Below are 26,335 nucleotides of genomic sequence, written 5' to 3'. Positions count from 1 at the left end.
ATACTCACAATGAACCAGGTCCTGATATTGTTCCCGTATGACCACCCCCGATTCCGACGGCCTGCTCGCGGAGCAGTTGCTGCGGCTCACCCGCCGGGTGCACCGCATCCAGAAGCACCATCTGGAGCAGCGCGACCTCGGCATCACCCCCGCCCAGTCCCGGCTGCTGCGCACTCTCGCGCACTTCGACTCCCCGCCGCGCATGGCCGACCTCGCCGAGCGCCTCGAGGTGGTCCCACGCGCCGTGACGACCCTGGTCGACGGCCTGGAGGCGAGCGGCAAGGTGCGGCGGGCGCCCGATCCGTCGAACCGCCGCGTGATCCGCATCGAGATCACGGACGACGGCCGCAAGGCGCTGCGCGAGCTGAGGGGTGCGCGGCGGAGCGCGGCGGACGAGATCCTGGCGCCGCTGACGGATGTGGAGCGGGCGGTGCTGCGGACGTTGCTGGATACGTTGGTGGACGGGGCGGCGGGCGAGCGTGTGGGGGATGGGGAGCACGGGGGGCATGGGGGGCATGGGCTTGGGAGGTCCTGCTGACGCGGGGGTCTGTCCGCCTGCCGGGCCGTTGCTGCGCGGGGCCGCTTGACCGGCTGATCGGCCGACCTGCCAACGCGCCTTCTCACAGGGCTACTTGACTCGCCGACGTGCCAACGCGCCTTCTCGGAGGGCTACTTGACTCGCCTGGCCTACCAACCCGACCACCTACCTGGCTCCATCCTTCACCGGTCGACTGCCCCCCCCAGCAAGGTCCCGCGCGACCCTTACCCCTCACTCCCCCCAGGCCGACCCCTGAATCCGCTCCACGAAGTCCCCCCGCACAAACCCCGGCACGAAGTGCTCCAACACATCCGCCTTGATATTGCCGAACGTGGTCTCGGGGCGGTCCTTGATGCCCTCGGTGAAGGCGGCGAGGATGCCGTTCTTGAAGTCGGGGCGGGGGTGTGCCGCGACGACGGCCGCGCGCTGCTCGTCGGTGACGGCGTCGTAGCCGATGCCTACGACGTCCAGTCCCACACCCCGGTTGACCAGGGCGATCTCGGCGGACATGTGCAGGGGGATCTCCTGCGTGGTGTGCAGCGCGATGCTCGCCCAGACCCGTTCGGCCGGCTCGCCGGTGATGCCGTGGGCGTGCAGGAAGCGGCGGGCCTCGTCGGCGCCGTCGATCTCGAAGCGCTGGTCGGTGCGGCGGTACTTCTCGGTGAGCCCGAGATCGTGGAACATCGCGGCGACGTAGAGCAGCTCGGGGTCGTAGTCGAGCCCCTGGTCACGGCCGCGCAGGGCTCCCCAGAGGAACACCCGCCGGGAGTGGTCGAACAGCAACGGCGACGCCGCCTCCCGCACCAGCTCGGTCGCCTCCCTCGCCAGGGCGCTGTCCGGGATCTCCACACCTGCGATCACTTCGCTCATCGTTCTTCCCTCTCCTCGGTGCCGCACGACCTGATGCCGTCCCACCTGGCTCGACGCCGTCCGGCTCGCTGTCCTGTCCCTCCACTTTCGTCGTCGGCGTACCCTGGAGCCATGTCCTCACAGCCAGGAAGACCACAGATTCGGACATGCATCCCTCCGGGGACCCGCTCACGGCTCCAGACCTGCCTCCCGGCATGACGACACATCGCGTCGCCTTCATCGTCTTCGACGGCGTCACCATGCTCGACGTCAGTGGGCCTGCCGAGGTCCTGCATCAGTCAGGCAAGCTCGGTCACCCCTACGAACTCGTGCTGGTCTCCCCTCACGGCGGGACAGTCACCGCCGCCAACGGACTGACCCTGACCGGCACGGTGACCGCGGCCGACGCCGGTCCGGTCGACACGGTCGTCGTCGCCGGGGGTGATCTCCTGGCCCAACACCCCGCTGAGGAAGGCCTGTTGACTGCGACCCGCGCCCTCACCGAGCGCGCCGCCCGCGTCACGTCCGTCTGCACCGGCGCCTTCGTCCTCGCCGAACTCGGCCTGTTGGACGGCAGGTTGGCCACCACGCACTGGCGGCAGGCCGAGACGCTCGCCCGCCGCTACCCCCTCGTGCGGGTCGAGCCGGACGCCATCCACATCCGGGACGGGCGCTTCGTGACGTCCGCGGGCATCAGCGCCGGCATCGACCTGGCGCTCGCTCTCGTCGAGGACGACCACGGAGCGGACGTGGCCAGGGACATCGCGCGGGAACTGGTCGTCTTCATGCAACGCCCGGGCGGACAGTCGCAGTTCTCCACCGCGACGACCACTCCCCCACCGCGCACGGATCCGCTACGGTCCCTGATCGCGTCGGTGCTGGCCGACCCCGCCGCCGATCACAGCCTGCCCACGATGGCGGCGGCCGTCGCCGTCAGCCCCCGGCACCTGACCCGCCTCTTCCGCACCGAACTCGGCACCACCCCCGCCCGCTGGGTCGAACGCGTCCGGCTCGACCGCGCCCAGCACCTCCTCCTCGAAGGCCACAGCGTCACCTCCGCCGCCCACCACAGCGGCCTCGGCACCGACGAGACCCTCCGCCGCGCCTTCGCCCGCCACCTGGACACCACACCGACGCACTACCGCAGCCGTTTCGCCAGTACGCGGCAGCAGGCACCCATGCCGTGAGCGGCGGCCCTAACGGTCCGTCGGCGCAGCGCGCAGCCCCGTGAGCAACGCGGCCAGGATGCGCGTCAGTTGGGGCTCGACGTCGACCAGCGCGTGCGCCAACTCGGGCCGGGCCTCGTACAGTTCACGGAGCCGCGTACCCGGCGCCGCCATCTGCCACAGCGCGCCGGCCATGCTCGTGGCCGTGGCGATCACATCGACGGCCGCCCGCTCGCCGATCGGGAACAGTCGGCACAACTCCTGTGTCAGCGCGGCGACTTCGCCGAGCGCGACGGTCTTGAACGCGTACGCCGCCTCCATCGAGACATTGCGCTCCAGGTTCAGCGGCGCCTGAGCGAGCAGGTCGCAGAAGAGCGGCCGTGCGACCAGCGTGCTCGCGATGGCGGCGGCGACCGTCTCGGGGTCACCCTCGGCGAACTCCCCTGTCCGCGCGCGCAGTTCGGCCGACCACTCCCGCCAGCCCTCGGCGGTCAGCGCGAGGAATATCTGCTCCCGGGTCTCGAAGTACCGCAGCATGGCGGACTTGTGCATGCCCACGGCGGCGGCGATGTCCGTGAGCGTGACCTCGCGCACGCTGCGCTCGGCACCGAGGGACCGGGCGGCGTCGAGGATCGCCTGCTCGCGCTGCTGCTTGGCCGCCGCACTGCGGGCGCGCTGGGGGACGGGCGTGCTCATGACCCAGAGCATAGCGCAACCCAGTTGCACTAATAACGAAACAGTGTTTTGCTAGCTCTATGACTCAGACATGGTTCATCACCGGTTCGTCCCGCGGCTTCGGCCGCAATCTCACCGTCGCCGCCCTGGAGGCGGGCGACCAGGTCGTCGCCACGGCCCGCAGGCCGGAGCAGCTGGACGATCTCGTCAAGGAGTACGGCGACCGCGTGCTCCCCGTCGCGCTCGACGTCACCGACGGGTCGGCCGCAACGGCAGCCCTGCAGGCGGGAGTTGACCGTTTCGGCCGGATCGACGTGGTCGTCAACAACGCCGGATACGCGAACGTCTCGCCAGTCGAGACGACCCCAGAGGACGACTTCCGCCGACAGTTCGACACGAACTTCTGGGGCGTCTACAACGTCTCGACGGCCGCGCTCCCGTTCCTCAAGGCGCAGGGTGCGGGGACGGTCGTACAGTTCTCGTCCATCGGCGGCCGGGTCGGCGGGACGCCCGGGCTCGGGTCGTACCAGGCGGCGAAGTTCGCTGTCGACGGCTTCACCCGTGTCCTCGCGGCCGAGACCGCGCCGTTCGGCATCAGGTACCTCGTCGTGGAACCGGGCGGCTTCGCGACCGACTGGGCCGGTTCGTCGATGCGGATCCCGGACGTCCCGGCGGACTACGACGAGACCGTGGGCGCGATCGTCCGGCTCTTCGACGGCCCTGTGACCGCCGCAGGCGACCCGAAGCGGGCCGGCGAGATCCTGGTCCGCATCGTCAAGGAGCCGAACCTCCCCTCCCACTTCCTCCTGGGCGCCGGTGCCGTCGAGATGGCGCAGACCTACTCGCGCGGCCAGCTAGCGGAGGCCTCCACCTGGGAGGCGGTCAGCCGCTCGGCCGACTTCGGCCAGGAGTACCCGGTCGGCCTCCCGGACGTCGACGCGTAGGACACCGCACCGACGGAAAGAACGGGCCGCGACTCCCCCGCCGTAGCGACGAATCGGGAGCCACGGCCCGCGGCGGGCAACCTCAACTGGCTTCCGTGGCGGTCTCCTTGACGAGCTGCGCGGGGACCCTCGCCTCGTCCTGGTCGTCGTCCGCGGTCCCTTCCGCCGCGTCCGTGACCTCGCCGTCGAGGACCTTCTTGGCGCGCTCGATGTCCAGTGCGCCCTCCCAGCGGGAGACGGCGAAGACTGCGACGCAGTTGCCCAGGAGGTTGGTGACGACGCGCATCGAGTCCATGATGCGGTCGACGCCGAGGAGCAGGGCGACCGCGCCGGCCGGGATCGCGCCCAGCGAGGACGCGGTCGCGGACAGGGCGAGGAAGGCCGAACCGGGGATGCCCGCCATGCCCTTGCTGGTGAGCATGAGCACCAGGACGACCGTGATCTGCTGGCCGAGGCTGAGGTCGACGCCGACGGCCTGGGCGATGAACAGCGTGCCGATGGAGAGGTAGAGCGAGGCGCCGTCGAGGTTGAAGGAGTAGCCGGTGGGCAGCACCAGGCCCACCGCGTCGTCCCGGGCGCCTGCCTTGCGCAGCTTCTGCATCACGCGCGGCATGACGGACTCGGTGGAGGCGGTGCCGAGCGCGAGGAGCATCTCCTCGCGGATGTACCGGAGGAACTTCCAGAGGCTGAGCCCGGTGACCAGTCGTAGCGCGACGGCGAGCAGCGCGAGGAAGAGTGCGGCGGCGACGTAGCAGAGGATGATCAGCTTGGCGTAGGTCTTCATGACGCCGAGGCCGTACTGGCCGACCAGGACGGCCATCGCGCCGAACACGGCGAGCGGCGCGAGGCGCATGACGAAGCCGACGATCGCGAAGATGATCTCCTGGGCCTGCTCGATCGCGGGCAGCACCTGCGGCACCTTGGTGTGGCCGAGGTGGAGCAGTGCGGCGCCCACCAGGCAGGCCAGGATGAGGACTTGGAGGAGCGAGTTCTCGGCGAAGGCGCCGATGAAGCTGGTGGGCAGCGAGTTGACGATGAACTCGGTCGTCGAGGGCAGCGCGGCGCCGCCCGTCTTCGCGTCCACCGCCGAGGTGTTGAGGGTGGCCGGGTCGACGTGCATCCCGGAGCCGGGCTGGACCACGTTGGCGAGGACGAGCCCGATGATCAGCGCGGCGGTGCTCGCGACCTCGAACCAGATCAGCGCCTTGAGGCCGATCCGGCCGAAGGCCTTGAGGTCACCGGCCTTGGCGATGCCGACGACGACCACGCAGAACACGAGCGGCGAGATGATCGTCTTGATGAGCCGGGTGAATCCGTCGCCGAGGGGCTGGAGGTCCGTGGCCACGTCGGGCCAGAGCTTCCCGACGAGGATGCCGAGGACGAGTGCGCAGGCGACCTGCGCGAAGAGTGAGGTACGCAGTATGCGTGCGACGCGTCGCGGCAGGGGCGGGACGGACGGCGGCACGGGCACTCCTTGAGGGGGGACGGTCGCTCGCGGACGTCGAATGAGGGGGCGACTTCTGCGATACGGAAAACAGCTTCCGAGTGGACACTTTGAAGCCGTTGTTGATCGTCCGGAAAACCTCCGTGTGACGGCCGTGTAAATCACGCACCCGAGTGACGCATCGCACGCACAGCAGGTCAGCAGCCGCTGCGGTCCTCGGTGAGCACCCCCTGCGCGGTCGCCAGCGAACGGTCGTAGCAACCACCCGAGCCGTACAGCCGGTAGCGCTCACCGGACGTCCCGACCGCGTGCCGCTGGTCGCGCGGCACGTTCAGCGTGTACGTCGCGTCCCCGCGGTAGGTGTCGTCGAGCCGCGACCACCCGGTCCGCCGCCCCTCACGCGTGTCGACGACCGCCGCCCGGTCGCCGAGCGTGAGAACGGTACGCAGCCGGTCGTCCGTCCCGATCGTCGTCGCGCCGTCCATCGTGTACGTCCGGTGCGTGGCCGTCGTCCGCGCTGGCCTCCGCCCGTCTACGGTCACCGACTCGTCGTCCGTCCAGGTCGCGTCGAGGCCGTCCATGTTCTCGCCGTCGGTCCAGCGGTGCTCGGAGGTGTTCGCGAGCGTCCGGTCGACGGTGGTCCGCACCCGCCCGTGCGAGGTGTCGATGTACCCGGCCGTGGTCAGCCGGTGACCCGCGTCCGTGTCCACGCGCTCCTCCGAACCGGGCGTGTACGTCGAGGAGTTGGCGAGTTCGCCCGCCTTGTCGAGGGTGAGCTTCCCGGTGACGTGGGCGCGCCGCGCGTCCTGCCAGACGAGTACGTTCACCGGCGCGCTCCACCCGCTCTGCCCCTCGGGCACGCCGACGACGGAGACGTCGATGTGGTGCGGGCGGCCGTCGTTGAGCAGGCCGGCGAAGGGGGTGAGGTCGTATTCGATCGGCTTCACGTCGAAGGCGCGCGGCGCCGGAACGACGTACCAGAGAAAGGGATTCGACCAACCACCGGTCCACACGTTCGGGAACGGGGCGGCGATTCCCGCGAGTTGACCGTCGACCTTGATCTGCACCTCCCGGTAGGGGCCCTTGTCGGCCTGGCAGGAGTACGGCGCCGAGTCGGGCACCGCGAGATACCAGAACTCCTCGCAGCCGCCGCCGGATCCGGTGGCGTAGACCTCGGCGACGACGCGTTCGGTGTTGCGCGGGGTGGTGAGCGTCGCGTCGGGGGCGAGGGTGAGGACGCGGTCGGGGGTCTGTGCCGCCGGGGGCCTGCCCTCGTAGAACGTCAGCGTGGCCTTGACGCCGATGACTCCGGTGTAGGTGTCGTCGACGACATTGCCGATGAGCATCTCGACGTCCTGCGCGCTGCGGAAGGTGGCGCTGTAGCGCGTGACGTCCTTCTCCACGGACCACTTGATGCCGTCGGGCGAGGGCTCGGGGGTGGAGGTGCGGAGGATCTCGACGCCGCCGACGTGCAGATAGCCGAGGCGGTCGTACTGCCGTCCGGCGACCGTCCCGTCCAACCGCAGGACGACCTTGCTCCAACTATCCCCGCAGGCCTTGGGCGGGGTGTACGTCCCCTTGTACGGGGTGAAGTCGCGGAACTCGGTGTCGGCGAGGGTGACTTGACAGGACTTCGTCGTGGGTCTGGCGATGGGCGGGGCTGCGGTGAGCGGGTCGTGCCAGTCGGTGCCGAACTCGGCGGGGGCGTCGGCGACTTGGGGTTTCGCGGTGGCCGCCTGGGCGGGGCTCGCTCCGAGGAGGGTGCTCGCCAGGAGGGTTGCCCCGGCGAGCATGGACATGACTATCCGGCTTCTCATGGGCGGTGTTCTACCCCTTGAGGTCCGCCCTGTCCCCCATCAGCACCACGGGATGCCGGGCCGGTTCGAGGGTCCGCAGCAGGTACTCCATCGCGTCCTTGGACATGCTGACGCAGGCCGACGTACCGCCGCCGTGGTCCAGGTGCAGCCAGATCCCGCCACCCTTTTCCTCACCCATCGGCTGCTCCGCGTCGTCGGGCGGGGTGCCCGGGACGCGGTTGTAGTCGATGGCGATGACGTAGTCGAAGTCGTGCCAGTGCGACTCGTCCCAGTCGCGCGGCGCCTCGAACGACTCGTCCTGCGTGTACGGCAGCGCCGTGCCCGGGTCGTCGAGCACACCGCCCGCGGCGGTCAGCGTGAACACGCCGACCGGGCTGCGTTCGTCGCCGAGGTGGTGGTCGGTGGTCCAGCCCCGCTTGCCGTTGTGCGTGGGCCAGTCGGCGGTCCGCTCCCAGGTCGAGCCGTTCTTCGTGAACAGGACGGCGGTGGAGTCCGGGGAGTCCTTGCCGTCGCCGTAGACCGTGAGGACCTGGGTCGTGTCGGTGGGGATGGCGCGCTGGAGCCGGTCGCCCACGTCCGGGATGCGGGTCGGGGCGGAGGGGGTCACGGCCGGTCTCGGGTGGGTCGCCTGTGCGCCGGGTCTCCCTTCCGTACCGCCGGGGTGTCCGGTGTGCGCGCTGCCGCACGCGGACAGGGTCGTCATCGTCAGGAGGGAACCGAGAGCCGCCATCGCGACCGTCGCACGTCGTGTGCCGCCACTCTGCATCGGGCCATGGTCACATCGCATTCCATGTCATCGCGTGAGGTCACGGACATCTCGCCCCTGATGGGTGAACGCCGGTTCCGACCCCCGGCAGGGAAAACCGCTTGCTTCCGAGCACGCTGCGACGCGAACCTTTCACGGTTTGTTGCCGTACTCCGCTCGCGGTGTGTCGCCGCGCTCCGCGGTCCCTCATCCCCCTTCCCGCCTGAACAAGATCCACTGGGACGTCATGCAGATTCAAGACCTTCCGTATCCCGACCCGGGTGTGCCCGACGCGCGCTCGGGGCCCCGATTCCTGTGGTGGCTCGGCCGGAATCAGCTCGGTGGACAGTTCAGATCGCTGGCCTGGGGGCTGCTGCACTTCGTGTCGGTCTCCGCGCTGCCGTTCTGTGTGGGGTTCGCCGTGCAGGCCGTGGTCGACCGCTCCGGGAACCGGCTGGCCCTGACCGGCGGGCTCCTGTTGCTGTGCGGGGCGGGCATCGCCGTGGGCGACACCTTCCTGCACCGAGCCGCCGTCACCAACTGGATCACCGCCGCCGCCCGCGTCCAGCAGCTGCTGGCCCGGCAGGCCGCCCACCTCGGCTCGGCCCTGACCCGGCGGGTCGCAGCCGGCGAGGTCGTGGCCGTGTCCACCGGTGACGTCGAGAAGATCGGCTGGTTCGTCGAGGCGCTCTCCCGCTTCCTTGCCGCCGCGCTGACGATCGTCATCGCGTGCGTCGCCCTGTACCTGTACGAGCCGGCGCTCGGTGTCATCATCGCCGTGGGCGTACCCGTCCTCGCGGTCTCCGTGCTGCCGCTGCTGCCCCGCGCCACCCGGCGTGCCGACGTGCAGCGCGAGAAGGCGGGCCGCGCCACCGAACTGGCCTCGGACACCGTCGCCGGGCTGCGGGTGCTGCGCGGCATCGGTGGCGAGGAACTGTTCCTCGACCGCTACCGCCGTGCCTCCCAGGAGGTCCGCCACGCGGCCGTGCGCAGCGCCCGGATGTGGGCGGTCATCTCCGCGATCCAGGTCCTGATGCCGGGCCTGCTGCTGATCGCGGTCGTCTGGTACGGCGTGCACCTGGCCCGCCAGGGGCGGATCACCGTCGGCGAACTGGTCACCGTCTACAGCGCGGTGATGATCATGTCCTATCCGCTGCGGCACTTCGAGGAGATCGCCATGGCGTACTCCTTCTCCCGGCCCTCGGCCAGGCGCGCCGCGCGCGTGCTGTCCCTGGAGCGGGTCACCGACACCGTGGGGACGCGCGCCGCCGAGGTGCCGGGCGGGGATCTGTTCGACCCGGACACCGGGCTGCTCGCCCCTTCCGGGCTGCTGACCGCCGTGGTGTGCGGCGACCCGGACGCGGCCGGGCGGCTCGCGGAACGGCTCGGCGGACACCCCGCCGAGGCGGGCACCTCCGTGCTCCTGGACGGCGTACCGCTCGACGAACTCCCCCTCGACTCCGCCCGCACCGCCGTCCTCGTCCAGGACAAGGACCCGGTGCTGCTGTCCGGCTCGCTGCGTGAACTGCTCGACGTGCCCGCCTCGGGTGCGGTCGGTGCGGAGGAGGCCCTTGCCGCCGCCCAGTGCGGGGACGTGCTGGTGGCGCTCGCGCAGGGCTCGGTCGGCGCCGAGGACCCGATGGACGCCCGCATCACCGAACGCGGACGCTCCCTCTCCGGCGGCCAGCGCCAACGGCTCGCCCTGGCACGGTCGTTGATCACGGACCCGGAGGTCCTCGTCCTGGACGAACCGACCTCCGCCGTCGACTCCCACACCGAGGCACGGATCGCCGACGGCGTACGGGAGTTGAGGACCGGCCGGACCACGGTGGTGTTCACCTCCTCGCCGCTGCTCCTCGACCACGCGGACCGGGTCGTGCTCGTCCATGAGGGCAAGGCCGTCGCGGTCGGCACACACCGCGAACTGCTCCGGGGCGAGCGTCGGTATCGGGTGGTGGTGACGCGGGAGACGGAGGAGGAGATGGTTTCGCGGGACGCGCTGGACGCGGACGACTCGGCTTCGCGTGACGTGCCGGACAGTGAACAGGGTTCTCTGCGGGGCGAGTTGGACCATGACGAGGCTCCTCTCCGGGGTGTCTTGGGCGACGGGAATGCTCCGCTCCGGGGTGCCTCGGAGGACGGCGAGGCTCCGCGACGGGGCGTCTCGGACAACGACGAGGCTTCTCTTAGGGGCGCCTCGGACAGCCGCGAGGCTCCGCGCCGAGGCGCCTTGGGCGACGGCAACGACCTGGACGACGAAGCCGCTCTGCGGAGCGCACTGGAAGAAATCGAGGAAAGCGCATGATCGGCGTGGCGCCCCCGGCCTACGACCCGGCGGCCCCGACGACGGCGAGCACGCTGCCGGTCGGCGCCCCCGCGACCGTACGCGCCTACGTGTCCGAACTGTTCCAACGGCACCGCCGTGCCTTCCTCCTCCTCGTCACCGTGAACACGGTCGCCGTCATCGCCTCGATGGTCGGCCCCTATCTCCTCGGCGACCTCGTCGAGCGGGTGTCGGACGGTGCGCGGGAGCTTCATCTCGGCCTGACCATCGGGGTGTTCGTGGTCGCGCTCGCCGTCCAGGCCGTGTTCATCCGGCAGGTGCGGCTGCGCGGCGCGATGCTCGGCGAACGGATGCTGGCCGACCTGCGCGAGGACTTCCTCGTACGGTCGGTCGGCCTGCCCCCGGGTGTCCTGGAGCGGGCGGGCACCGGCGACCTCCTGTCCCGCATCACCACCGACATCGACCGGCTCGCCAACGCGATGCGCGAGGCCGTGCCGCAACTGGCCATCGGTGTGGTGTGGGCGGTGCTGCTGCTCGGCGGGCTGGTCGTCACTGTGCCGCCGCTTGCTCCTGCCGTGCTGATCGCGGTGCCGGTGCTGGTGATCGGCTGCCGCTGGTACTTCAAGCGGGCACCGGCCGGCTACCGCTCCGAGGCCGCCGGATACGCCGCCGTGGCCGCGGCCCTCGCCGAGACCGTGGACGCCGGACGGACCGTCGAGGCGCACCGGCTCGGCGAACGGCGCATCGCCCTCTCCGAGCGCCGCGTCAAGGAGTGGACCGCCTGGGAGAACTACACCCTCTGGCTGCGGTCGGTGCTCTTCCCGGTCATCAACGCCACGCACGTCACCGTGCTCTGCTCGGTGCTGATGCTGGGCGGGGTGTTCGTCCTGAAGGGCTGGATCGGGGTGGGCGAACTGACGACGGGCGCCCTGATCGCGCAGATGCTCGTCGACCCGGTGAACCTGATCCTGCGCTGGTACGACGAGCTCCAGATCGCCCAGGTCTCGCTGGCCCGGCTGGTCGGCGTCCGTGACATCGAGCCCGACGCCGGGGACGCCGGCCTGTCCCCCGAGGGCCGGGACGTGCACGCGGACCGGGTGCACTTCGGCTACCTCGAGGGCGTCGACGTGCTCCGCAAGGTGTCCCTGGAGGTCGCGCCCGGCACCCGGTTGGCCCTGGTCGGCCCGTCGGGCGCCGGCAAGTCCACCCTGGGCAGGCTGCTCGCCGGCATCTACACGCCCCGGGACGGCCGGATCACCCTCGGCGGCGCCGAACTCTCCCTGATGACCGCGGAGCACGTCCGCTCCCATGTGGCCCTCGTCAACCAGGAACACCACGTCTTCGTGGGCTCCCTGCGCGACAACCTCCTGCTCGCCCGGACCGACGCGGGGGACGCGGAGCTGTGGGAGGCGCTGGGGGCGGTCGACGCGGACGGGTGGGCGCGGCTGCTGGACGACGGCCTGGACACCGAGGTCGGCTCGGGCGGGCTCGCGCTGACCCCGGCCCAGGCCCAGCAGATCGCGCTGGCCCGGCTGGTACTGGCCGATCCGCACACGCTGGTCCTGGACGAGGCGACCTCGCTGCTCGACCCGCGAGCGGCCCGTCATCTCGAACGGTCCCTGGCCCGCGTCCTCGACGGCCGCACGGTCGTCGCGATCGCGCACCGGCTGCACACCGCTCATGACGCGGACGTCATCGCCGTCGTCGAGGACGGGCGGATCAGCGAGCTGGGCAGCCATGACGAGCTGGTGGCGGCGGAGGGGGCGTACGCGGCGCTGTGGCGATCCTGGCACGGGTAGCTCCGCTGGATGAGCGGTGACCGGGGTGCGGGTGCGTGGGAACCTGCGGGCCGGTGGGGTTTGGTCGGGGCGGGAAGCCGGTGACCTGCGGGCCGATGGGGTTTGGTCGGGGCGGGAAGCCGGTGACCTGCGGGCCGATGGGGGCTGGTCGCGCAGTTCCCCGCGCCCCTTTCGGGGCGCTGTGTCGCACCGGAACCGGACGTCTGCCGTTGCGCCCGGGGAAGAAGGGGTGGAAGGCTGGGGAGCGGCACCGGTTCGGGGTGTGCCCGGGGACCATGTGGTTCGTGCCGGGCGCCGACTGTGCCCCGCACAGCCGCGACCCGCCGCCGACCGCGGAAAGAACGGGGCGGTCCCCATCACCTGGAGGTATCCGTGAACAGCGTCGACGGATGGGGAGACGACGTCTACCAGCCCGACGGATCCGAGGTACAGGACGACGCGGGTCTGCTCGACGGGGAGGACACCCTGGTGGGCGACGGCGTCGAGGACCCCCTCGACCGCGGCTGGTCCCCGCCGGAACGCCCCTGGGCGGTGGAACGCGACGACGTGACGGCCTCCGGACGCGAGCACGGCGAGACCCTCGACCAGCGCCTCGCCGAGGAGATCCCGGATCTCGCCGATTCCGACGGCGACGGCATCGGCGACTCCGAGGACACCGACGGCGAACTCCTCGACATCGAGGTCGGCGACACCCGCTCGGGCCGGCTCGTGGCACCGGACGAAGGTGCGCACGAGGACGAGGAGAGCGCCCTGGTCGCCACCGACGTGGGCATCGACGGTGCCGCCGCCTCCGCCGAGGAGGCCGCGATGCACATCGTCGACGAGGACGAGGACTCCCTCTACGGCTGACCTCGCCGCCCCTTCGCCGTCCATCGCACCACCCCAGGAGGAGCAGCCATGCAGCAGGACAAGCAGCCCGACTACCACCCCGTGGTCTTCCGGGACCGCGCCGCCGGATACGCCTTCCTGACCCGGTCCACCGCGACCAGCGAGCGGACCATCGAGTGGGACGACGGCGAGACCTACCCGGTCGTGGACGTGGAGATCTCCTCGGAGAGCCACCCCTTCTACACGGGCAAGGCGCGGACGGTGGACACGGAGGGCCGTATCGCCCAGTTCGAACGGCGCTACGGCGGCGGGACGGGCGAGAGCTCCGACGGCTCCGGTGCTCCGGGTGGCTCCGGCGGCGCGTGAGCAGTCAGTGGGACGTGAGCCGGCGCCGGTGTGTGACCGAGCGCCGGCGCCGGGACTGAGGCCGGACCTCAGATCACGTTGAGTGCCGCCGCGCAGCCCACTCCCCCGAGGAGTATGAACACCGGCATCAGCACCTTCAGCTCGACCCAGCTGCCCGCGCGGAACCGCATCACCTTCGGCGGCCCGATCGGGTACCAGCGCTTGCGGCCCAGCGGGATCGGCCACAGGATCGGGCAGCCGGAGACGGTCAGCGCGTCCCCGATGTCGTGCACCAGCGCACCCAGCACGATCGGCAGACCAAGCCACAGGTACTGCTGGTGCGGCTCCGTGAACAGCCAGTGCGAACCGTTGCCCGGCTTGTCCAGCACGCCGGCGAGGATCCACGCGCTGGTCGCCGCCAGCAGCCACACCAGGACGTCGCTGCTGGAGCCGCGCGCCGCCCGCCACAGCAGACCCTCGATGGCCAGCACCATGTGCACGAAGAGGATCGCCAGCACGCCCCAGCGGCCGCCCACGAGCGCCACGGCCGAGCTGCCCGCGCCGATCAGGACCGCCCACAGCCAGGTGTGCGTGAGGGTGCGGTGCCCACCGGAGCGACGCGGGTCGCCCGGCTTCCTGGTCCCCTTGTAGACGGCGTACGAGAGCTTGTCGACGACCTCGCACACGCCCCGGGAGATGGGTCCGAAGGCCCGCGAGATGGTGGCCGCCTTGTGGTCGAGGTCCGGGGCGAGCGCGGCACCGGCACAGATCAGGGCACCGACCAGGATCACCGGCCAGGGCATCGGGTGCCCGGCCGCTGCGGTCGCGGCTCCGACGCCGAGCCAGGCCGCCGCTCCCGACAGTGAGTGTGCTGGTCCCATCATGGCCGTTCCCCGCCCCATTCCTCTTACGCCGCCGGTCAGTTGCTCGGGCGCCCTGACACTCCGTCGGCGACACAGCGTAGCGGTAGCGATCTTCGTCCTCGCAGCCGATTCCCCCATCGGCCGGGCGGACAGGCAAGATGGGGTCGTGACCCTCATCGACCAGTTGCCGCCGACCGCAGATCCCGACGCCCTCTACGAAGCCTTCGAGTCGTGGGCCCGGGAGCGCGGTCTCACGCTCTACCCCCATCAGGAGGAGGCGCTGATCGAGGTGGTCTCCGGTGCGAACGTGATCGTGTCGACGCCCACCGGCTCCGGCAAGAGCATGATCGCCGCCGGTGCGCACTTCGCCGCCCTGGCCAGGGACGAGGTCACCTTCTACACCGCCCCGATCAAGGCGCTGGTCTCGGAGAAGTTCTTCGAACTGTGCAAGATGTTCGGCACCGAGAACGTCGGCATGCTGACCGGCGACGCGTCCGTCAACTCGGACGCCCCCATCATCTGCTGCACCGCCGAGGTCCTCGCGTCGATCGCACTGCGCGACGGCAAGCACGCGGACGTCGGCCAGGTCGTCATGGACGAGTTCCACTTCTACGCCGAGGCGGACCGCGGCTGGGCCTGGCAGATCCCGATCCTGGAGCTGCCGCAGGCGCAGTTCATCCTGATGTCGGCCACGCTCGGCGACGTCGCGATGTTCGAGAAGGACCTCACCCGGCGCACCGGGCGCCCCACCTCGGTGGTCCGCTCGGCGACCCGGCCGGTGCCGCTGTCCTACGAGTACAAGCTGACCCCGCTCACCGAGACGCTGACCGAGCTGCTGGAGACCAGGCAGGCGCCGGTCTACATCGTGCACTTCACGCAGGCGCAGGCCGTGGAACGGGCGCAGGCCCTGATGAGCATCAACATGTGCTCGCGCGAGGAGAAGGACCAGATCGCCGAGCTGATCGGCAACTTCCGCTTCACCACCAAGTTCGGCCGCAACCTGTCCCGTTACGTACGGCACGGCATCGGCGTCCACCACGCCGGGATGCTGCCCAAGTACCGGCGCCTGGTGGAAAAGCTCGCGCAGGCGGGCCTGTTGAAGGTCATCTGCGGTACGGACACGCTCGGCGTGGGCGTCAACGTGCCCATCCGCACGGTGCTGTTCACGGCGCTCGCCAAGTACGACGGCATCAGGGTGCGCACGCTGCGTGCCCGTGAGTTCCACCAGATCGCGGGCCGCGCGGGCCGCGCCGGCTTCGACACGGCGGGGCTCGTCGTCGCCCAGGCCCCCGAGCACGTCGTCGAGAACGAGAAGGCTCTCGCCAAGGCGGGCGACGACCCGAAGAAGCGCCGGAAGGTCGTCCGCAAGAAGGCGCCCGAGGGCTTCGTCGGGTGGTCGGAGGGCACCTTCGAGAAGCTGATCACCTCCGAGCCGGAGCCGCTCACGTCCCGCTTCCGGGTCACGCACACGATGCTGCTGTCGGTGATCGCCCGCCCAGGCAACGCATTCGACGCGATGCGGCATCTCCTGGAGGACAACCACGAGCCGCGCAAGCAGCAGCTGCGGCACATCCGGCGTGCGATCGCGATCTACCGCTCGCTGCTGGACGGCGGCATCGTCGAGAAGCTCGACACCCCGGACGCCGAGGGCCGTATCGTGCGCCTCACGGTCGACCTCCAACAGGACTTCGCGCTGAACCAGCCGCTGTCGACCTTCGCCCTCGCCGCGTTCGAACTGCTGGACCCCGAGTCCCCGTCGTACGCGCTGGACATGGTGTCCGTCGTCGAGTCCACGCTGGACGACCCGCGCCAGATCCTGGCGGCCCAGCAGAACAAGGCGCGCGGCGAGGCCGTGGCCGCGATGAAGGCGGACGGGGTCGAGTACGAGGACCGCATGGAGCGCCTCCAGGACGTCAGCTACCCCAAGCCGCTGGAGGAGCTGCTCTTCCACGCGTACGACACGTACCGCAAGAGCCACCCGTGGGTCGGCGACCACCCGCTGTCGCCGAAGTCCGTGATCCGCGACATGTACGAACGGGCCATGTCCTTCACGGAGTTGACCTCCTACTACGAGCTGGCCCGCACCGAGGGCATCGTGCTGCGCTACCTCGCGGGCGCCTTCAAGGCCCTCGACCACACCGTCCCGGACGACCTCAAGTCCGAGGACTTGGAGGATCTGATCGCCTGGCTGGGCGAGATGGTGCGCCAGGTCGACTCCAGCCTGCTGGACGAGTGGGAGCAGCTGGCCAACCCGGCGGAGATGACCGCCGAGGAGGCCCAGGAGAAGGCCGACCAGGTCAAGCCGGTCACCGCGAACGCGCGCGCCTTCCGGGTCCTGGTGCGCAACGCCATGTTCCGCCGCGTCGAACTCGCCGCCCTCGACAACGTCGATGAGCTGGGCGAGATGGACGCCGAGTCCGGATGGGACGCGGACGCCTGGGGCGAGGCGATGGACAAGTACTGGGACGAGTACGAGGACCTCGGCACCGGCCCCGACGCCCGCGGGCCGAAGCTCCTGCTCATCGAGGAGGAGCCGCAGCACGGCCTGTGGCGCGTTCGGCAGATTTTCGCCGACCCGAACGGCGATCATGACTGGGGCATCAGCGCGGAGATCGATCTCGCGGCCTCCGACACCGAGGGCCGCGCGGTCGTCCGTGTCACCGACGTCGGCCAGCTGTGAGCACAGGAGAAAGCCACCCATGACGAACCCGGCAGAGCGGCTCGTCGACCTGCTCGACCTGGAGCAGATCGAGGTCAACATCTTCCGTGGCCGCAGCCCGCAAGAGTCCCTGCAGCGGGTCTTCGGCGGCCAGGTCGCCGGCCAGGCGCTGGTCGCCGCGGGGCGCACCACGGAGGGCGACCGCCCGGTGCACTCGCTGCACGCGTACTTCCTGCGGCCGGGCCGACCCGGCGTGCCGATCGTGTACCAGGTCGAGCGGGTACGGGACGGCCGGTCGTTCACCACCCGTCGGGTCACCGGTGTGCAGCAGGGCCGCACGATCTTCAATCTCACCGCCTCCTTCCACAAGCCTGAGCAAGGTCCTTTCGAGCACCAGCTGCCGGCCCGCGAGGTCCCGGACCCGGAGTCCCTGCCGACGGTGTCGGAGGAGGTCCGGGCTCATCTGGGCGTGCTGCCCGAGCAGTTGGAGCGGATGGCACGCCGTCAGCCCTTCGACATCCGGTACGCGGACGGACTGCGCTGGAGCGCCGAGGAGATCAAGGACGCCGAGCCGCGCAGCGCGGTGTGGATGCGCGCGGTCGGACCGCTCGGCGACGATCCACTGGTGCACACCTGCGCGCTGACGTACGCCAGCGACATGACGCTCCTGGACGCCGTCCGAATCCCCGTCGAACCCCTCTGGGGACCGCGGAACTTCGACATGGCGTCGCTGGACCACGCCATGTGGTTCCACCGGCCGTTCCGTGCGGACGAGTGGTTCCTGTACGACCAGGAGTCCCCGATCGCGACGGGCGGCCGCGGTCTGGCCCGCGGACGCATCTACGACCTGGAGGGACGCCTGCTCGTCTCGGTCGTCCAGGAAGGGCTGTTCAGAGCGCTGTAGCGGGTGCGGCTGCGCTGCGTGCCGGTCACTGTCGTGGTGAGCGACGCGTCTGCGCCATGCCGCTCACGCGCTTCTGCGGCGCAGCCAGCCCAACATGCCGCGTGATCGCTCGGGTTCGGGTGCCGGCTCGGCATCCGGCGTCGGGGCGGGTTTCGCCATCGGCTCGGGTCGGCGCTCGCTCAGAAAGGGCGACGATGCGGTCGGCTCGACGGTCGGCCGGGGTACGGCCAGTTCACCGTTAGGCCGGGGCGCGGGGCGATGGCAGCGTGCCTCGTCCAGCACTTGCGTCAGATCCGCGCGCAGCCAGCTGATCTCGTCCGGGTCGTCCGCCGTCATGATCCGCTCGGCAAGGTGGGCGGCGGCCGAGCCCGGAGCCCCATGGGCCGGCGGTTCGGGTCGGAACCGGTTCAAGTGGGCGCGCTCGTAGGGATCCTGGACGATCTCGGCGACCTGGACGGGGTCCAGCAGTGCGGCCAGGGCGCCAGCGCGTTCCCACGGATCGGTGGCCTGATGGAGCAGGAACCCGAGATGTCGTCCGCGCCAGTTGCGGGGCCGTAGATCCAGGCCCCCCTGGAGTTGGTCACGCAGGCGCTCGGGCGTGCGGCCGTTCAGCAGTGAGGTGTGGTTCTTGTCGGCCGCGAACTGCCGTAGTTCTTCGGCGAGATAGAGCCAGACCACGGCCCGATAACGGTTGAGGTAGAACTTGACCGGCACCACCAGTCCCAGCCGGGCGAGGCGGGTGAACCTGGCGGAGGTGACCTCCATGAGGGCCGCGCCCTCCGTGGTGCCCACGGTCCTGACGCTCTCGATGAGGGTGTCCGGGAACCCGGCCGCCGAGCGCAGTCGGTCGATCTCGGCGTGGGTGACGCGTCGGCCGCCGCCCTCCTCGTCGGGCACGGTGCGGACGCGTCCGAGATGTACGGCGAGGTCGAAATCGCCTCGCTTCAGGCCCAGTTCACGTGCCGCGCGACTCGGCGTGCACGAGAGGCCGGACGGTTTGATGATGGTGCTTCCTGCCATGGTCGTTCTCCCCCGCGGAGTTCGATGCTCACGCTGTGTGCGTTTGCGATGAACAAACCGTAACCGCCGCGGCGGATCTCGTGGCAGGCCTGTGGATAACTCTGCGAGGTCGATGAAGCCGCAGGTCAGGGGTCCGTGATGGGGGTTCGCTCGGGATGCCGGGCGTCCACGCCGAGGTGCTCGCCGACGCGGTTCACGAGCAGTGTCATCTCGTAGGCGATCTGACCGATGTCGGCGTCCGCGCCGCTGAGTACGCACAGACAGCTGCCGCTGCCTGCCGCGGTGACGAACAGGACGGCGTCGTCGAACTCGATCATCGTCTGCCGTACCCCGCCCGCGCCGAAGTGACGGCCCGATCCCTTGGCGAGGCTGTGCAGTCCGGACGAGACGGCGGCGAGGTGTTCCGCGTCCTCGCGGCGCAGGCCCGTGCTCGCACCTGTCACCAGACCGTCGTTGGACAGGACCAGGGCGTGGCGCACGTGCTCGACACGCTCGGTCAGATCGTCCAGCAGCCAGCTCAGTCCCTGGTTCTGCGCCATGTCATGGCCTCCCCGTGTGACGTCTCCCCGATCTCCCGTCAGCCTTCCCCACGCCCGTCGCCCGGGCAAGGAGGATGGGGGCATGGCACAGAAGATGACCGACGAGGAATGGCGGGCGTTCGTCTCGCACGGCACCCGCACCGGCAAGCTGTCGACCGTACGCGCCGATGGGAGCCCACATGTGGCGCCGATCTGGTTCCTACTGGACGGGGACGATGTGGTGTTCAACACCGCGAAGGAAACGGTAAAAGGGCGCAATCTAGCCCGTGACGGGCGAGTCGCCCTATGCGTGGACGACGATCGGCCGCCCTTCGACTTCGTGATCATCCAGGGACGCGCCCATCTGTCGGAGGATCCGGCCCAACTCCGGCACTGGGCCGCCCGGATCGGAGCCCGCTACATGGGCGAGGACCGCGCCGAGGAGTTCGGCGCCCGCAACGGGGTGCCGGGCGAACTCCTCGTCCGCGTCACGGTCGAGAAGGTACTGGCGCAGAAGGACATCGCGGACTGAGGACCGCCGCCGCTCAGCCCACGGAGTCGAGCATCCGGGCGGTGTGCATCCGCCCGGCGTACTCGACGAGCCGGATCAGCACCTCCTTCCCGGAGTCGCGGTCACGGGCGTCGCAGAGGACGACCGGTGTCCCCCGGTCGAGGTCCAGGGCGCGGGAGACGTCGAGGGCGCCGTAACTGCGGGCGCCCGCGAAGCAGTTGACGGCCACCACGAACGGGATGTGCCGGTGCTCGAAGTAGTCGACCGCGGGGAAGCAGTCCTCGAGTCGCCGGGTGTCCGCGAGGACGACGGCCCCCAGGGCACCCTGCGACAGCTCGTCCCAAAGGAACCAGAAGCGGTCCTGCCCCGGGGTGCCGAACAGGTAGAGGGAGAGCCCGGACCTGATGGTGATGCGGCCGAAGTCCATGGCGACGGTCGTCGTGACCTTCTGGTCCACGCCGTCGGTGTCGTCCACCAACTGGCCCGCCTCGCTGAGCAGTTCCTCGGTGCGCAGCGGCCTGATCTCACTGACCGCGCCCACCATGGTGGTCTTGCCCACGCCGAATCCACCGGCGACCAGGATCTTCAACGCCAGGGCGGTCGTGTCGCCCTCGGCATCGGAGTGCTCGGAGACCATCGATCACTTCTCTCGGGAGTGCCGGCGACGCTCGACGTCCGTAGGTGTGCATCGTGGCAAGTGCGGCCCCGCTCCGGGTGGTTGGACCGCTTTGTGCCCGATGTGACCGCCTCGTGCCCGTTCGGTGCGCGAAAGGGTGCACAAGTCGGTGCCGTACGCGTTCGCGTGCTTCTGATGTTTCATCACAGTGCCCGTAGTCCTTCGATCACCTCGCGCAGAATCCGTTCGTCGGGCAGCTGCGCGGGCGGCACCGGACGGCTGACGGTGACGCAGCCGAGCTCCAGGAGGTCGCCCAGGAGCACCCGGACGACCCCCAGGGGGAGGTCTGCTCCGGCGGCGAGTTCGGCGACGGACTGGGTCTCCGGGCGGCACAGGTCGATGAGCGCGCGGTGTTCCGGTCCGAGCCCCGTGTCGTCGTCGAGGCCGGGTGCGCCGATGTCCAGCGTGACGAGCGCGATCAGGTCGAAACGCACTCCCGTAGGGCCTGGTTTGGTACGTCCTCCCGTCATGGCGTAGGGGCGGACGAGAGGCCCGGCCTCCTGGTCGTACCACTGGCTGCCCGGTTCGCGCCGGTCGTCTGTCGTGTCCTCGGTCATCGGAGCGGACCGCCTTCTCGCCTCATCCGGCGACGGGGGGCTGCGCACCGACGCGCGGCGGCGTGTAGAGGTGCTCACCGACGCGCTTGACCAGCCGTGCCATCTCGTACGCCACCAGGCCTATGTCGGCCGTGACGGCGGTGAGGACGGCGAGGCAGGAGCCGTCTCCGGCCGCGGCCACGAACAGGAACCCGTCGTCCATCTCCACCATCGTCTGGCGCACTCCCCCGGCGCCGAAGTGCCGGCCCGCGCCCTTGGCGAGGCTGTTGAATCCGGAGGCGACGGCGGCGAGGTGTTCCGCGTCCTCGCGCGCGAGGTCTGTCGACGCGCCGACGGCGAGGCCGTCGTTGGACAGCACCACGGCATGCCGTACTTCGCCCACGCGCAGCACCAAGTCGTCCAGCAGCCAGTCGAGTTCGCCGGATCGTTGGGCGGCCCTCATGCTCGGGTCCTGGATCACGCGGGGTCTCCTTCGCTGCTGTCTCTGCCCGTCGCGGGGCCTGGGGTGGCGCCGCGGCCCGGTGGTCTGCCGCCGCCACGCGTCCAGCCCTCGCGGTAGGCGGCCATCCGGTCCCGTACGACCTCCGGGGTGCGGTGCTCGTCGCGTGGGGCGGCCTGTGACTGTTCCCGTTCCCCAGTGGGCTGTTCGCGGAGTTGGGGGGCGAGGTGCGCCTGGCGTACGCGGCGTGGGAGGTCGTCGGTCTCTTCGGTCCCTTCGCTGTCCTCGGGCGGGCGATGCAGTCGCAAGGTGGTGACTCCGGGGGGCGTGGTGTCGTTCGCCGCGGCCGCCGAGGCCCGTGCGGTGGCCGCGAGGGCGGGCCGGTCGGCCGGGGCCGGGACGGACTCCTGGTGCTGGGGCGCGGTGGGCACGCGCGCGTACTCGCGTTCCACGGCGTGCTCCCCGTCCTCGGCCGCCGCGCGCGGGGCGCGTTCCAGCGCGCCGCCGTGCAGCAGCGCCGTCGGCAGGAGCACGACCGCCGTCGTACCCCCGTAGGGCGATGTCCGCAGGTGCACCTTGATGCCGTGGCGGGCGGCGAGCCTGCTGACCACGAAGAGGCCGAGCCGGTCGCTGTCGAAGAGGTCGAGGGTCTCGGACTGCTCGATACGGCGGTTGGCGTCGCCCAGGGACTCCTTGCCCATGCCCAGGCCCCGGTCCTCGACCTCCACGGCGTAGCCGTTGCCTACGGGTTCACCGGTGACCCGCACGCGCGTGTGCGGTGGCGAGAACTGGGCGGCGTTCTCCACGATCTCGGCGAGCAGGTGCGTGAGGTCGGCGACGGCCGCGCCGACCACGGAGGCCTCGGGGAGTTGGCGTACCTCCACGCGCGCGTAGTCCTCGACCTCGGAGACGGCCGCGCGGACGACGTTGGTCAGGGAGACCGGCATGCGCCAGGCCCGTCCGGGTGCCGCTCCGGAGAGGATGATCAGGCTCTCGGCGTGCCGTCGCATACGGGTGGTGAGGTGGTCGAGGCGGAAGAGGTCGCTCAGTTCGTTCGGGTCCTCGGAGCGGCGCTCCATGCTGTCCAGCAGGCTGAGTTGACGGTGCACCAGGACCTGGCTGCGGCGGGCGAGGTTGACGAAGACCCCGGAGATGCCGCTCGCGAGTTCGGCGCGTTCGACGGCGGCCCGCAGGGCGGCGCGGTGCACGGTGCCCAGGGCCTCGGCGACCTGTCCGGTCTCGTCTTCGGCAGGCGGCCCGGGCGGCGCCTCCGCGCGGATGTCGATCTCCTCCCCCGCGCGCAGTCTCCGCATGGCCTCGGGGAGTTTGTGGCGGGCGATCCCCAGGGCGTCGTTGCGCAGGCTCACGAGTTCGACGACGAGACCGCGTCCGATGCGCACCGAGATGACGAGCGACGCGATGACGGCGGCAAGCCCGAGCAGCACGGCGGCACCGGCCGACGAGAGGAGCCCCCGGGTGAACGGATCGGCGCTGTCCGCGCCCCCGTTCCCCGCGTCCGCCTCGATGGCACGCATACCGTCCTGCACGCGTGTGTGCGCACTGTTCCAGGTGGACTCGGGCGCCGCCGCGATTGCCCGGGTACCCGAGGTGGCGCCGAGGACCTTGTCCTCGACCGTGCCGATCGCGTCGTAGGCGCTGGTGTCGGCGAGCGTCTGCCAGGCGGCGTGTTCGGAGCCGGACAGATCCGCGACGGCGGAGTCGATGAGGGTACGGCGGGTGTCGGCGGCGCCGTTGAACAGCCTCAGCCGCTCCCCGTCGAGGCGTCCGTCGAGACGCGCAGCGGCGAGCATCACGTCCTCCTGGGACAGCGATTCCCCGGCCCGGGAGAATTCGAGGAGCACGCGCGCGTCGGACCCGAGTTCGGCGTCCTGGACTCCGGAGAGCGCCCCGCCCACGGCGAAGGCCGTCGAGATGGTCTTCGTGTACTGCCCGTACGTCTCGTCCCAGCCCGCGCGGTGGGCGAGGACGTCGGCGCGCAGTGAGCGCAGTCGCTCGGCGCCGGTGACGAAGTCCTGCAGGCGTCGGCCGACTTCGGCCGGCAGTTCCTCACCGTCGGCGACGGTGTCGTCCTCGCCGAGCCGCAGTCGGGAGACCGCGCGGTCCGTGCTCGTCGCCAGCCTCTTCAGGTCCCCACTCTGCTCGGCGTCGGGGTCGGTCGCGTAGCGCACGGCGGCCGATCGCTCGGCCTGCAGCGCGGCGACGGCCGCCGTGACGGGGCTGCGCACCTCGGAGTCCACGCGCTGCGACTGCCGCAGCCGGGAGACGTCCTGGGCGGTGCTGACGGTGGCGTACGCCCACAGGGCGAGCAGGGAGACGACCGGCACCATCAGGAGGCAGATGATCTTGGCCCGCACGGTGCGGGGTCGCATCCGCCATCGTCCCGCGCGCGGGGATATGTCCTCCGGCGGGGCGTCCAGGGGCTCGTCGAAGAGTTCGTCTGCGGGTGGTCCGGCGTGCGCGCGACGACCGCGCACGGGCGGCGTCCCGGCGCCGGCTCTCGGGGTCCTGCGGCTCGGGGTCCTACGGGGGGTGCGCATGGCCTCCTCGCTCGGAAGTGGTTCGGGGTCGTGCGGTGCGGGCGACGGGCGGTCAGCGAGCGACGCCCTCGAGCGGACGCTGGGCCGAGGCGGTGGCCTCGCGCTCTCCTGTCGACGGCGACAGCGCGACGAACGCCGAGGTCAGGAACAGGTACGACCCGAGGCCCACGGCTAGGGGAAAGATGAACTGCATCGCCGTGGCACCCGGCAGGACCGCCCCGGAGGGGGTGACGTCCACGCGCACCGCGAACATGCCGGTGTAGTGCATGCTGCTGACGGCCGCTCCCATGACGAGGGAGGCGGCGCCGACCGCCACGGGCGACTTGATGTTGAGGGCCGCCCACAGGGCCGCGGTCGCCGCGACGACGGCGATGAGCACGGAGAGTCCGACGAGCATCGGGTCGTAGCTCACATGCCCGTGCAGCCGCATCGCCGCCATGCCCAGGTAGTGCATGCTCGCGACACCCAACCCAGTGGTCAGGCCGCCGAGGACGAGCGCGCGGCCCCGGTCTCGGCCGTAGCCGACGGCGAAGACGCCCGCGCAGACGACGACCATGGCGACGAGGAGGCTGAGCATCGTCAACGGCACGTCGTAGCGGATGTCGGTGCCGCTGACGCCGAAACCGAGCATGGCCACGAAGTGCATGGTCCAGATGCCGGTGCCGAGCGCGGAGGCCGCGGTGATCAGCCAGTTGCGGCGCGAACGGCCGGTGGCGCCGAGCGCGCGGACGGTGCAGCGCAGGCCGAGTGCGGCTCCCATACAGGCCATCACGTATGACAGCACGGGGGTCAGCCAGCCGAAGGTGGCGTGGTCCAGGTGTCCCATGACCAGGGGACGCTAGTAGGGGCACGGGCGCACAAAGGGGGCGCATTTCGAAAGGCGTCGCAATATGACGCAGAGAGGTTTCTGAACGACCGCGTGACGCTCGAACGTGTGCGCCGAAGCGTCATCCGTGTCGGTGAGGGATCATGCCGAACATGAGCGACGACCACACACGTGTCCAGGAGTTCTTCGGCGCACGCGCCGCCGACTGGGACAGCCGCTTCCCCGACGACGGCCCCGCCTATGCCGCCGCGGTCGCCGAACTCGGCCTGCGCGAGGGAGATCGCGTACTCGACGCGGGCTGCGGCACGGGACGCGCGCTGCCGCCGCTCCGTGCGGCCGTGGGACGCTCCGGAGTGGTGCTCGGGGCCGATCTAACCCCCGCCATGTTGCAGGCCGCCGTACGGGCCGGACGCGACCGAGAGGGGCAGTTGCTTCTCGCCGACGTGGCCGCGCTGCCGCTGAGGCCGGAGTCGCTCGACGCCGTGTTCGGGGCGGGTCTCATCGCGCATCTGCCCCGACCCGAGGCGAATCTGCGGGAGTTGGCGCGCGTGGTGCGCCCCGGCGGCACGCTGGCGCTGTTCCACCCGATCGGCCGGGCCGCGCTGGCCGCCCGCCAAGGGCGGCAGATCACACCGGACGACCTCCGCGCTGAGCCCAATCTCCGCCCCCTGCTGGCAGGTTCGGGGTGGCGCATGACGTCGTACGCCGACGAGGACGCCCGCTTCCTGGCGCTCGCCGTACGCGAGGACTGACCCGCGCGCGGGTCACCCGCCGCCCGCGAGCCTCTACGACGATGACCGGCCGTTGCGCGCCGAGGAGCTGGACGATCCGTTCCGGCGCGGCACCCTCACGATCGCCCGCGCCACGGGCCGCGCCGAACCGACCTGACTGCGGATCACGTTGGACGCGATCGACGGCTGACGCGCTTCCGCGCGGGGCGTCCGACGCGCTTCACCGTGCCGTCCCCCTTCTGTCGCCGCAACTCCAACTCTACGTTGGGTGGCGGTAGATGAACGGTCAGCGACAGAACAGCACGTAGGGGAAGGCGGTCAGCATGTTCGACAGGCCCCGTAAGACCTTCGCCAGATTTCTCGCCTCCACGCGCCCGGAGACGAGCAGTGGCCCGCGGCAACGCCCCCACAATCTGTTCGAGGCCGCCGCCGTCTACGTCTCGGCCCGCGCGGAGGACGATCAGGAGCGGATCGACGAAGCCGCGGGATGGGTGTCACCGGAGGCGCTGTCCTTCGGGGTCAGCGAGTTGGCGTGCCGGGCAGTCGTGGCGCTCGCGAGAGAGCGTGACGAGTCGCCGCGGACGGTGGCTCGCGCGCTTCTCGGGCTCCCCGCGGCCTGACAGTTCGGGTTACCGGTGG

Annotated in this window: 25 protein-coding genes and 1 pseudogene; 13 read left to right on the top strand and 13 right to left on the bottom strand. The window is 70.7% G+C overall.

What is annotated here, in order from left to right:
* The first annotated feature begins 37 nt into the window (after window positions 1-37).
* On the top strand, window positions 38-538 hold the full coding sequence (locus tag OHT77_RS38520; protein WP_328832972.1) for a MarR family winged helix-turn-helix transcriptional regulator: 501 nt from the start codon (window positions 38-40) through the stop codon (window positions 536-538).
* A gap of 231 nt (window positions 539-769) precedes the next feature.
* On the opposite strand, the gene OHT77_RS38515 is transcribed toward OHT77_RS38520, so the two are convergent.
* Window positions 770-1,408, bottom strand: a complete 639-nt coding sequence (locus tag OHT77_RS38515) for an HD domain-containing protein (protein WP_328832971.1) — start codon at window positions 1,406-1,408, stop codon at window positions 770-772.
* Window positions 1,409-1,602: 194 nt separating this feature from the next.
* On the opposite strand from OHT77_RS38515, the gene OHT77_RS38510 reads away from it, so the two are divergent.
* Window positions 1,603-2,574, top strand: coding sequence for a GlxA family transcriptional regulator (locus OHT77_RS38510; RefSeq protein WP_328832970.1), 972 nt, complete (start codon window positions 1,603-1,605; stop codon window positions 2,572-2,574).
* Window positions 2,575-2,583: 9 nt separating this feature from the next.
* Here the strand turns inward: OHT77_RS38510 and OHT77_RS38505 are convergent, their stop codons facing one another.
* Complete coding sequence (locus OHT77_RS38505) at window positions 2,584-3,249, bottom strand: TetR/AcrR family transcriptional regulator (protein WP_328832969.1); 666 nt, start codon at window positions 3,247-3,249, stop codon at window positions 2,584-2,586.
* A gap of 59 nt (window positions 3,250-3,308) precedes the next feature.
* Here OHT77_RS38505 and OHT77_RS38500 point away from each other — a divergent pair, with 59 nt between their 5' ends.
* A complete protein-coding gene (locus tag OHT77_RS38500) occupies window positions 3,309-4,172 on the top strand; it encodes an SDR family NAD(P)-dependent oxidoreductase (protein ID WP_328832968.1) in 864 nt (287 codons plus the stop codon).
* An 82-nt stretch (window positions 4,173-4,254) separates the two neighbouring features.
* Here the strand turns inward: OHT77_RS38500 and OHT77_RS38495 are convergent, their stop codons facing one another.
* From OHT77_RS38495 to OHT77_RS38485, 3 genes are all read right to left on the bottom strand, one after another.
* The gene (locus tag OHT77_RS38495; RefSeq protein ID WP_328832967.1) at window positions 4,255-5,637 is read right to left on the bottom strand and encodes a cation:dicarboxylate symporter family transporter; all 1,383 of its coding nucleotides are present in this window, start codon (window positions 5,635-5,637) and stop codon (window positions 4,255-4,257) included.
* Between the two features lie 176 nt (window positions 5,638-5,813).
* Window positions 5,814-7,433 carry a peptide-N4-asparagine amidase gene (locus OHT77_RS38490; protein ID WP_328832966.1) on the bottom strand — a complete coding sequence of 540 codons (1,620 nt, stop codon included), beginning with the start codon at window positions 7,431-7,433 and terminating at the stop codon, window positions 5,814-5,816.
* A gap of 10 nt (window positions 7,434-7,443) precedes the next feature.
* Window positions 7,444-8,199: a L,D-transpeptidase family protein gene (locus OHT77_RS38485; protein WP_266774395.1), complete on the bottom strand. Its 756-nt coding sequence runs from the start codon at window positions 8,197-8,199 to the stop codon at window positions 7,444-7,446.
* 226 nt (window positions 8,200-8,425) lie between these two features.
* Between OHT77_RS38485 and OHT77_RS38480 the strand changes: the two genes are divergently transcribed.
* From OHT77_RS38480 to OHT77_RS38465, 4 genes are all read left to right on the top strand, one after another.
* Window positions 8,426-10,483, top strand: coding sequence for an ABC transporter ATP-binding protein (locus OHT77_RS38480; RefSeq protein WP_328832965.1), 2,058 nt, complete (start codon window positions 8,426-8,428; stop codon window positions 10,481-10,483).
* On the top strand, window positions 10,480-12,261 hold the full coding sequence (locus OHT77_RS38475) for an ABC transporter ATP-binding protein (protein WP_328832964.1): 1,782 nt from the start codon (window positions 10,480-10,482) through the stop codon (window positions 12,259-12,261). The genes OHT77_RS38480 and OHT77_RS38475 overlap by 4 nt, the downstream gene beginning before the upstream one ends.
* A gap of 372 nt (window positions 12,262-12,633) precedes the next feature.
* Window positions 12,634-13,110: a DUF5709 domain-containing protein gene (locus tag OHT77_RS38470; RefSeq protein ID WP_328832963.1), complete on the top strand. Its 477-nt coding sequence runs from the start codon at window positions 12,634-12,636 to the stop codon at window positions 13,108-13,110.
* Window positions 13,111-13,158: 48 nt separating this feature from the next.
* Window positions 13,159-13,455, top strand: coding sequence for a type B 50S ribosomal protein L31 (locus tag OHT77_RS38465; RefSeq protein ID WP_328832962.1), 297 nt, complete (start codon window positions 13,159-13,161; stop codon window positions 13,453-13,455).
* 68 nt (window positions 13,456-13,523) lie between these two features.
* On the opposite strand, the gene OHT77_RS38460 is transcribed toward OHT77_RS38465, so the two are convergent.
* Complete coding sequence (locus OHT77_RS38460; protein ID WP_328832961.1) at window positions 13,524-14,318, bottom strand: metal-dependent hydrolase; 795 nt, start codon at window positions 14,316-14,318, stop codon at window positions 13,524-13,526.
* A 145-nt stretch (window positions 14,319-14,463) separates the two neighbouring features.
* On the opposite strand from OHT77_RS38460, the gene OHT77_RS38455 reads away from it, so the two are divergent.
* Complete coding sequence (locus tag OHT77_RS38455; protein WP_328832960.1) at window positions 14,464-16,977, top strand: DEAD/DEAH box helicase; 2,514 nt, start codon at window positions 14,464-14,466, stop codon at window positions 16,975-16,977.
* A 19-nt stretch (window positions 16,978-16,996) separates the two neighbouring features.
* Window positions 16,997-17,860 (top strand): acyl-CoA thioesterase, encoded by an 864-nt coding sequence (locus tag OHT77_RS38450; protein ID WP_328832959.1) that lies wholly within the window; start codon window positions 16,997-16,999, stop codon window positions 17,858-17,860.
* A gap of 63 nt (window positions 17,861-17,923) precedes the next feature.
* On the opposite strand, the gene OHT77_RS38445 is transcribed toward OHT77_RS38450, so the two are convergent.
* Complete coding sequence (locus OHT77_RS38445) at window positions 17,924-18,880, bottom strand: DUF6397 family protein (protein ID WP_328832957.1); 957 nt, start codon at window positions 18,878-18,880, stop codon at window positions 17,924-17,926.
* Window positions 18,881-19,005: 125 nt separating this feature from the next.
* Window positions 19,006-19,419 carry a roadblock/LC7 domain-containing protein gene (locus OHT77_RS38440; protein ID WP_328832956.1) on the bottom strand — a complete coding sequence of 138 codons (414 nt, stop codon included), beginning with the start codon at window positions 19,417-19,419 and terminating at the stop codon, window positions 19,006-19,008.
* An 82-nt stretch (window positions 19,420-19,501) separates the two neighbouring features.
* On the opposite strand from OHT77_RS38440, the gene OHT77_RS38435 reads away from it, so the two are divergent.
* Complete coding sequence (locus tag OHT77_RS38435) at window positions 19,502-19,930, top strand: PPOX class F420-dependent oxidoreductase (protein ID WP_328832955.1); 429 nt, start codon at window positions 19,502-19,504, stop codon at window positions 19,928-19,930.
* A gap of 13 nt (window positions 19,931-19,943) precedes the next feature.
* On the opposite strand, the gene OHT77_RS38430 is transcribed toward OHT77_RS38435, so the two are convergent.
* The 5 genes from OHT77_RS38430 to OHT77_RS38410 all read right to left on the bottom strand — a co-directional run bounded on the left by OHT77_RS38430 (window position 19,944) and on the right by OHT77_RS38410 (window position 24,965).
* Window positions 19,944-20,546 carry a GTP-binding protein gene (locus OHT77_RS38430; protein WP_266774384.1) on the bottom strand — a complete coding sequence of 201 codons (603 nt, stop codon included), beginning with the start codon at window positions 20,544-20,546 and terminating at the stop codon, window positions 19,944-19,946.
* A gap of 182 nt (window positions 20,547-20,728) precedes the next feature.
* Window positions 20,729-21,142, bottom strand: coding sequence for a DUF742 domain-containing protein (locus OHT77_RS38425; protein ID WP_266774383.1), 414 nt, complete (start codon window positions 21,140-21,142; stop codon window positions 20,729-20,731).
* Between the two features lie 22 nt (window positions 21,143-21,164).
* Complete coding sequence (locus tag OHT77_RS38420) at window positions 21,165-21,602, bottom strand: roadblock/LC7 domain-containing protein (RefSeq protein WP_328832954.1); 438 nt, start codon at window positions 21,600-21,602, stop codon at window positions 21,165-21,167.
* The gene (locus OHT77_RS38415; protein ID WP_328832953.1) at window positions 21,599-24,139 is read right to left on the bottom strand and encodes a sensor histidine kinase; all 2,541 of its coding nucleotides are present in this window, start codon (window positions 24,137-24,139) and stop codon (window positions 21,599-21,601) included. The genes OHT77_RS38420 and OHT77_RS38415 overlap by 4 nt, the downstream gene beginning before the upstream one ends.
* 52 nt (window positions 24,140-24,191) lie before the next feature.
* Complete coding sequence (locus tag OHT77_RS38410) at window positions 24,192-24,965, bottom strand: MHYT domain-containing protein (protein ID WP_328832952.1); 774 nt, start codon at window positions 24,963-24,965, stop codon at window positions 24,192-24,194.
* Window positions 24,966-25,117: 152 nt separating this feature from the next.
* Here OHT77_RS38410 and OHT77_RS38405 point away from each other — a divergent pair, with 152 nt between their 5' ends.
* The 3 genes and pseudogenes from OHT77_RS38405 to OHT77_RS38395 all read left to right on the top strand — a co-directional run bounded on the left by OHT77_RS38405 (window position 25,118) and on the right by OHT77_RS38395 (window position 26,316).
* Complete coding sequence (locus OHT77_RS38405; RefSeq protein ID WP_328832951.1) at window positions 25,118-25,717, top strand: class I SAM-dependent methyltransferase; 600 nt, start codon at window positions 25,118-25,120, stop codon at window positions 25,715-25,717.
* 34 nt (window positions 25,718-25,751) lie between these two features.
* Window positions 25,752-25,853, top strand: a pseudogene (locus tag OHT77_RS38400) (PadR family transcriptional regulator); the annotation flags it as partial.
* A gap of 166 nt (window positions 25,854-26,019) precedes the next feature.
* Complete coding sequence (locus OHT77_RS38395) at window positions 26,020-26,316, top strand: hypothetical protein (RefSeq protein ID WP_328832950.1); 297 nt, start codon at window positions 26,020-26,022, stop codon at window positions 26,314-26,316.
* The last annotated feature ends 19 nt before the right edge of the window (window positions 26,317-26,335 follow it).

This window comes from Streptomyces sp. NBC_00252 (assembly GCF_036187565.1).
Lineage (GTDB): Bacteria > Actinomycetota > Actinomycetes > Streptomycetales > Streptomycetaceae > Streptomyces.
The sequence above is the reverse complement of the archived record's forward strand: the minus strand, read 5'-3'. Positions and strand labels throughout refer to the sequence as shown.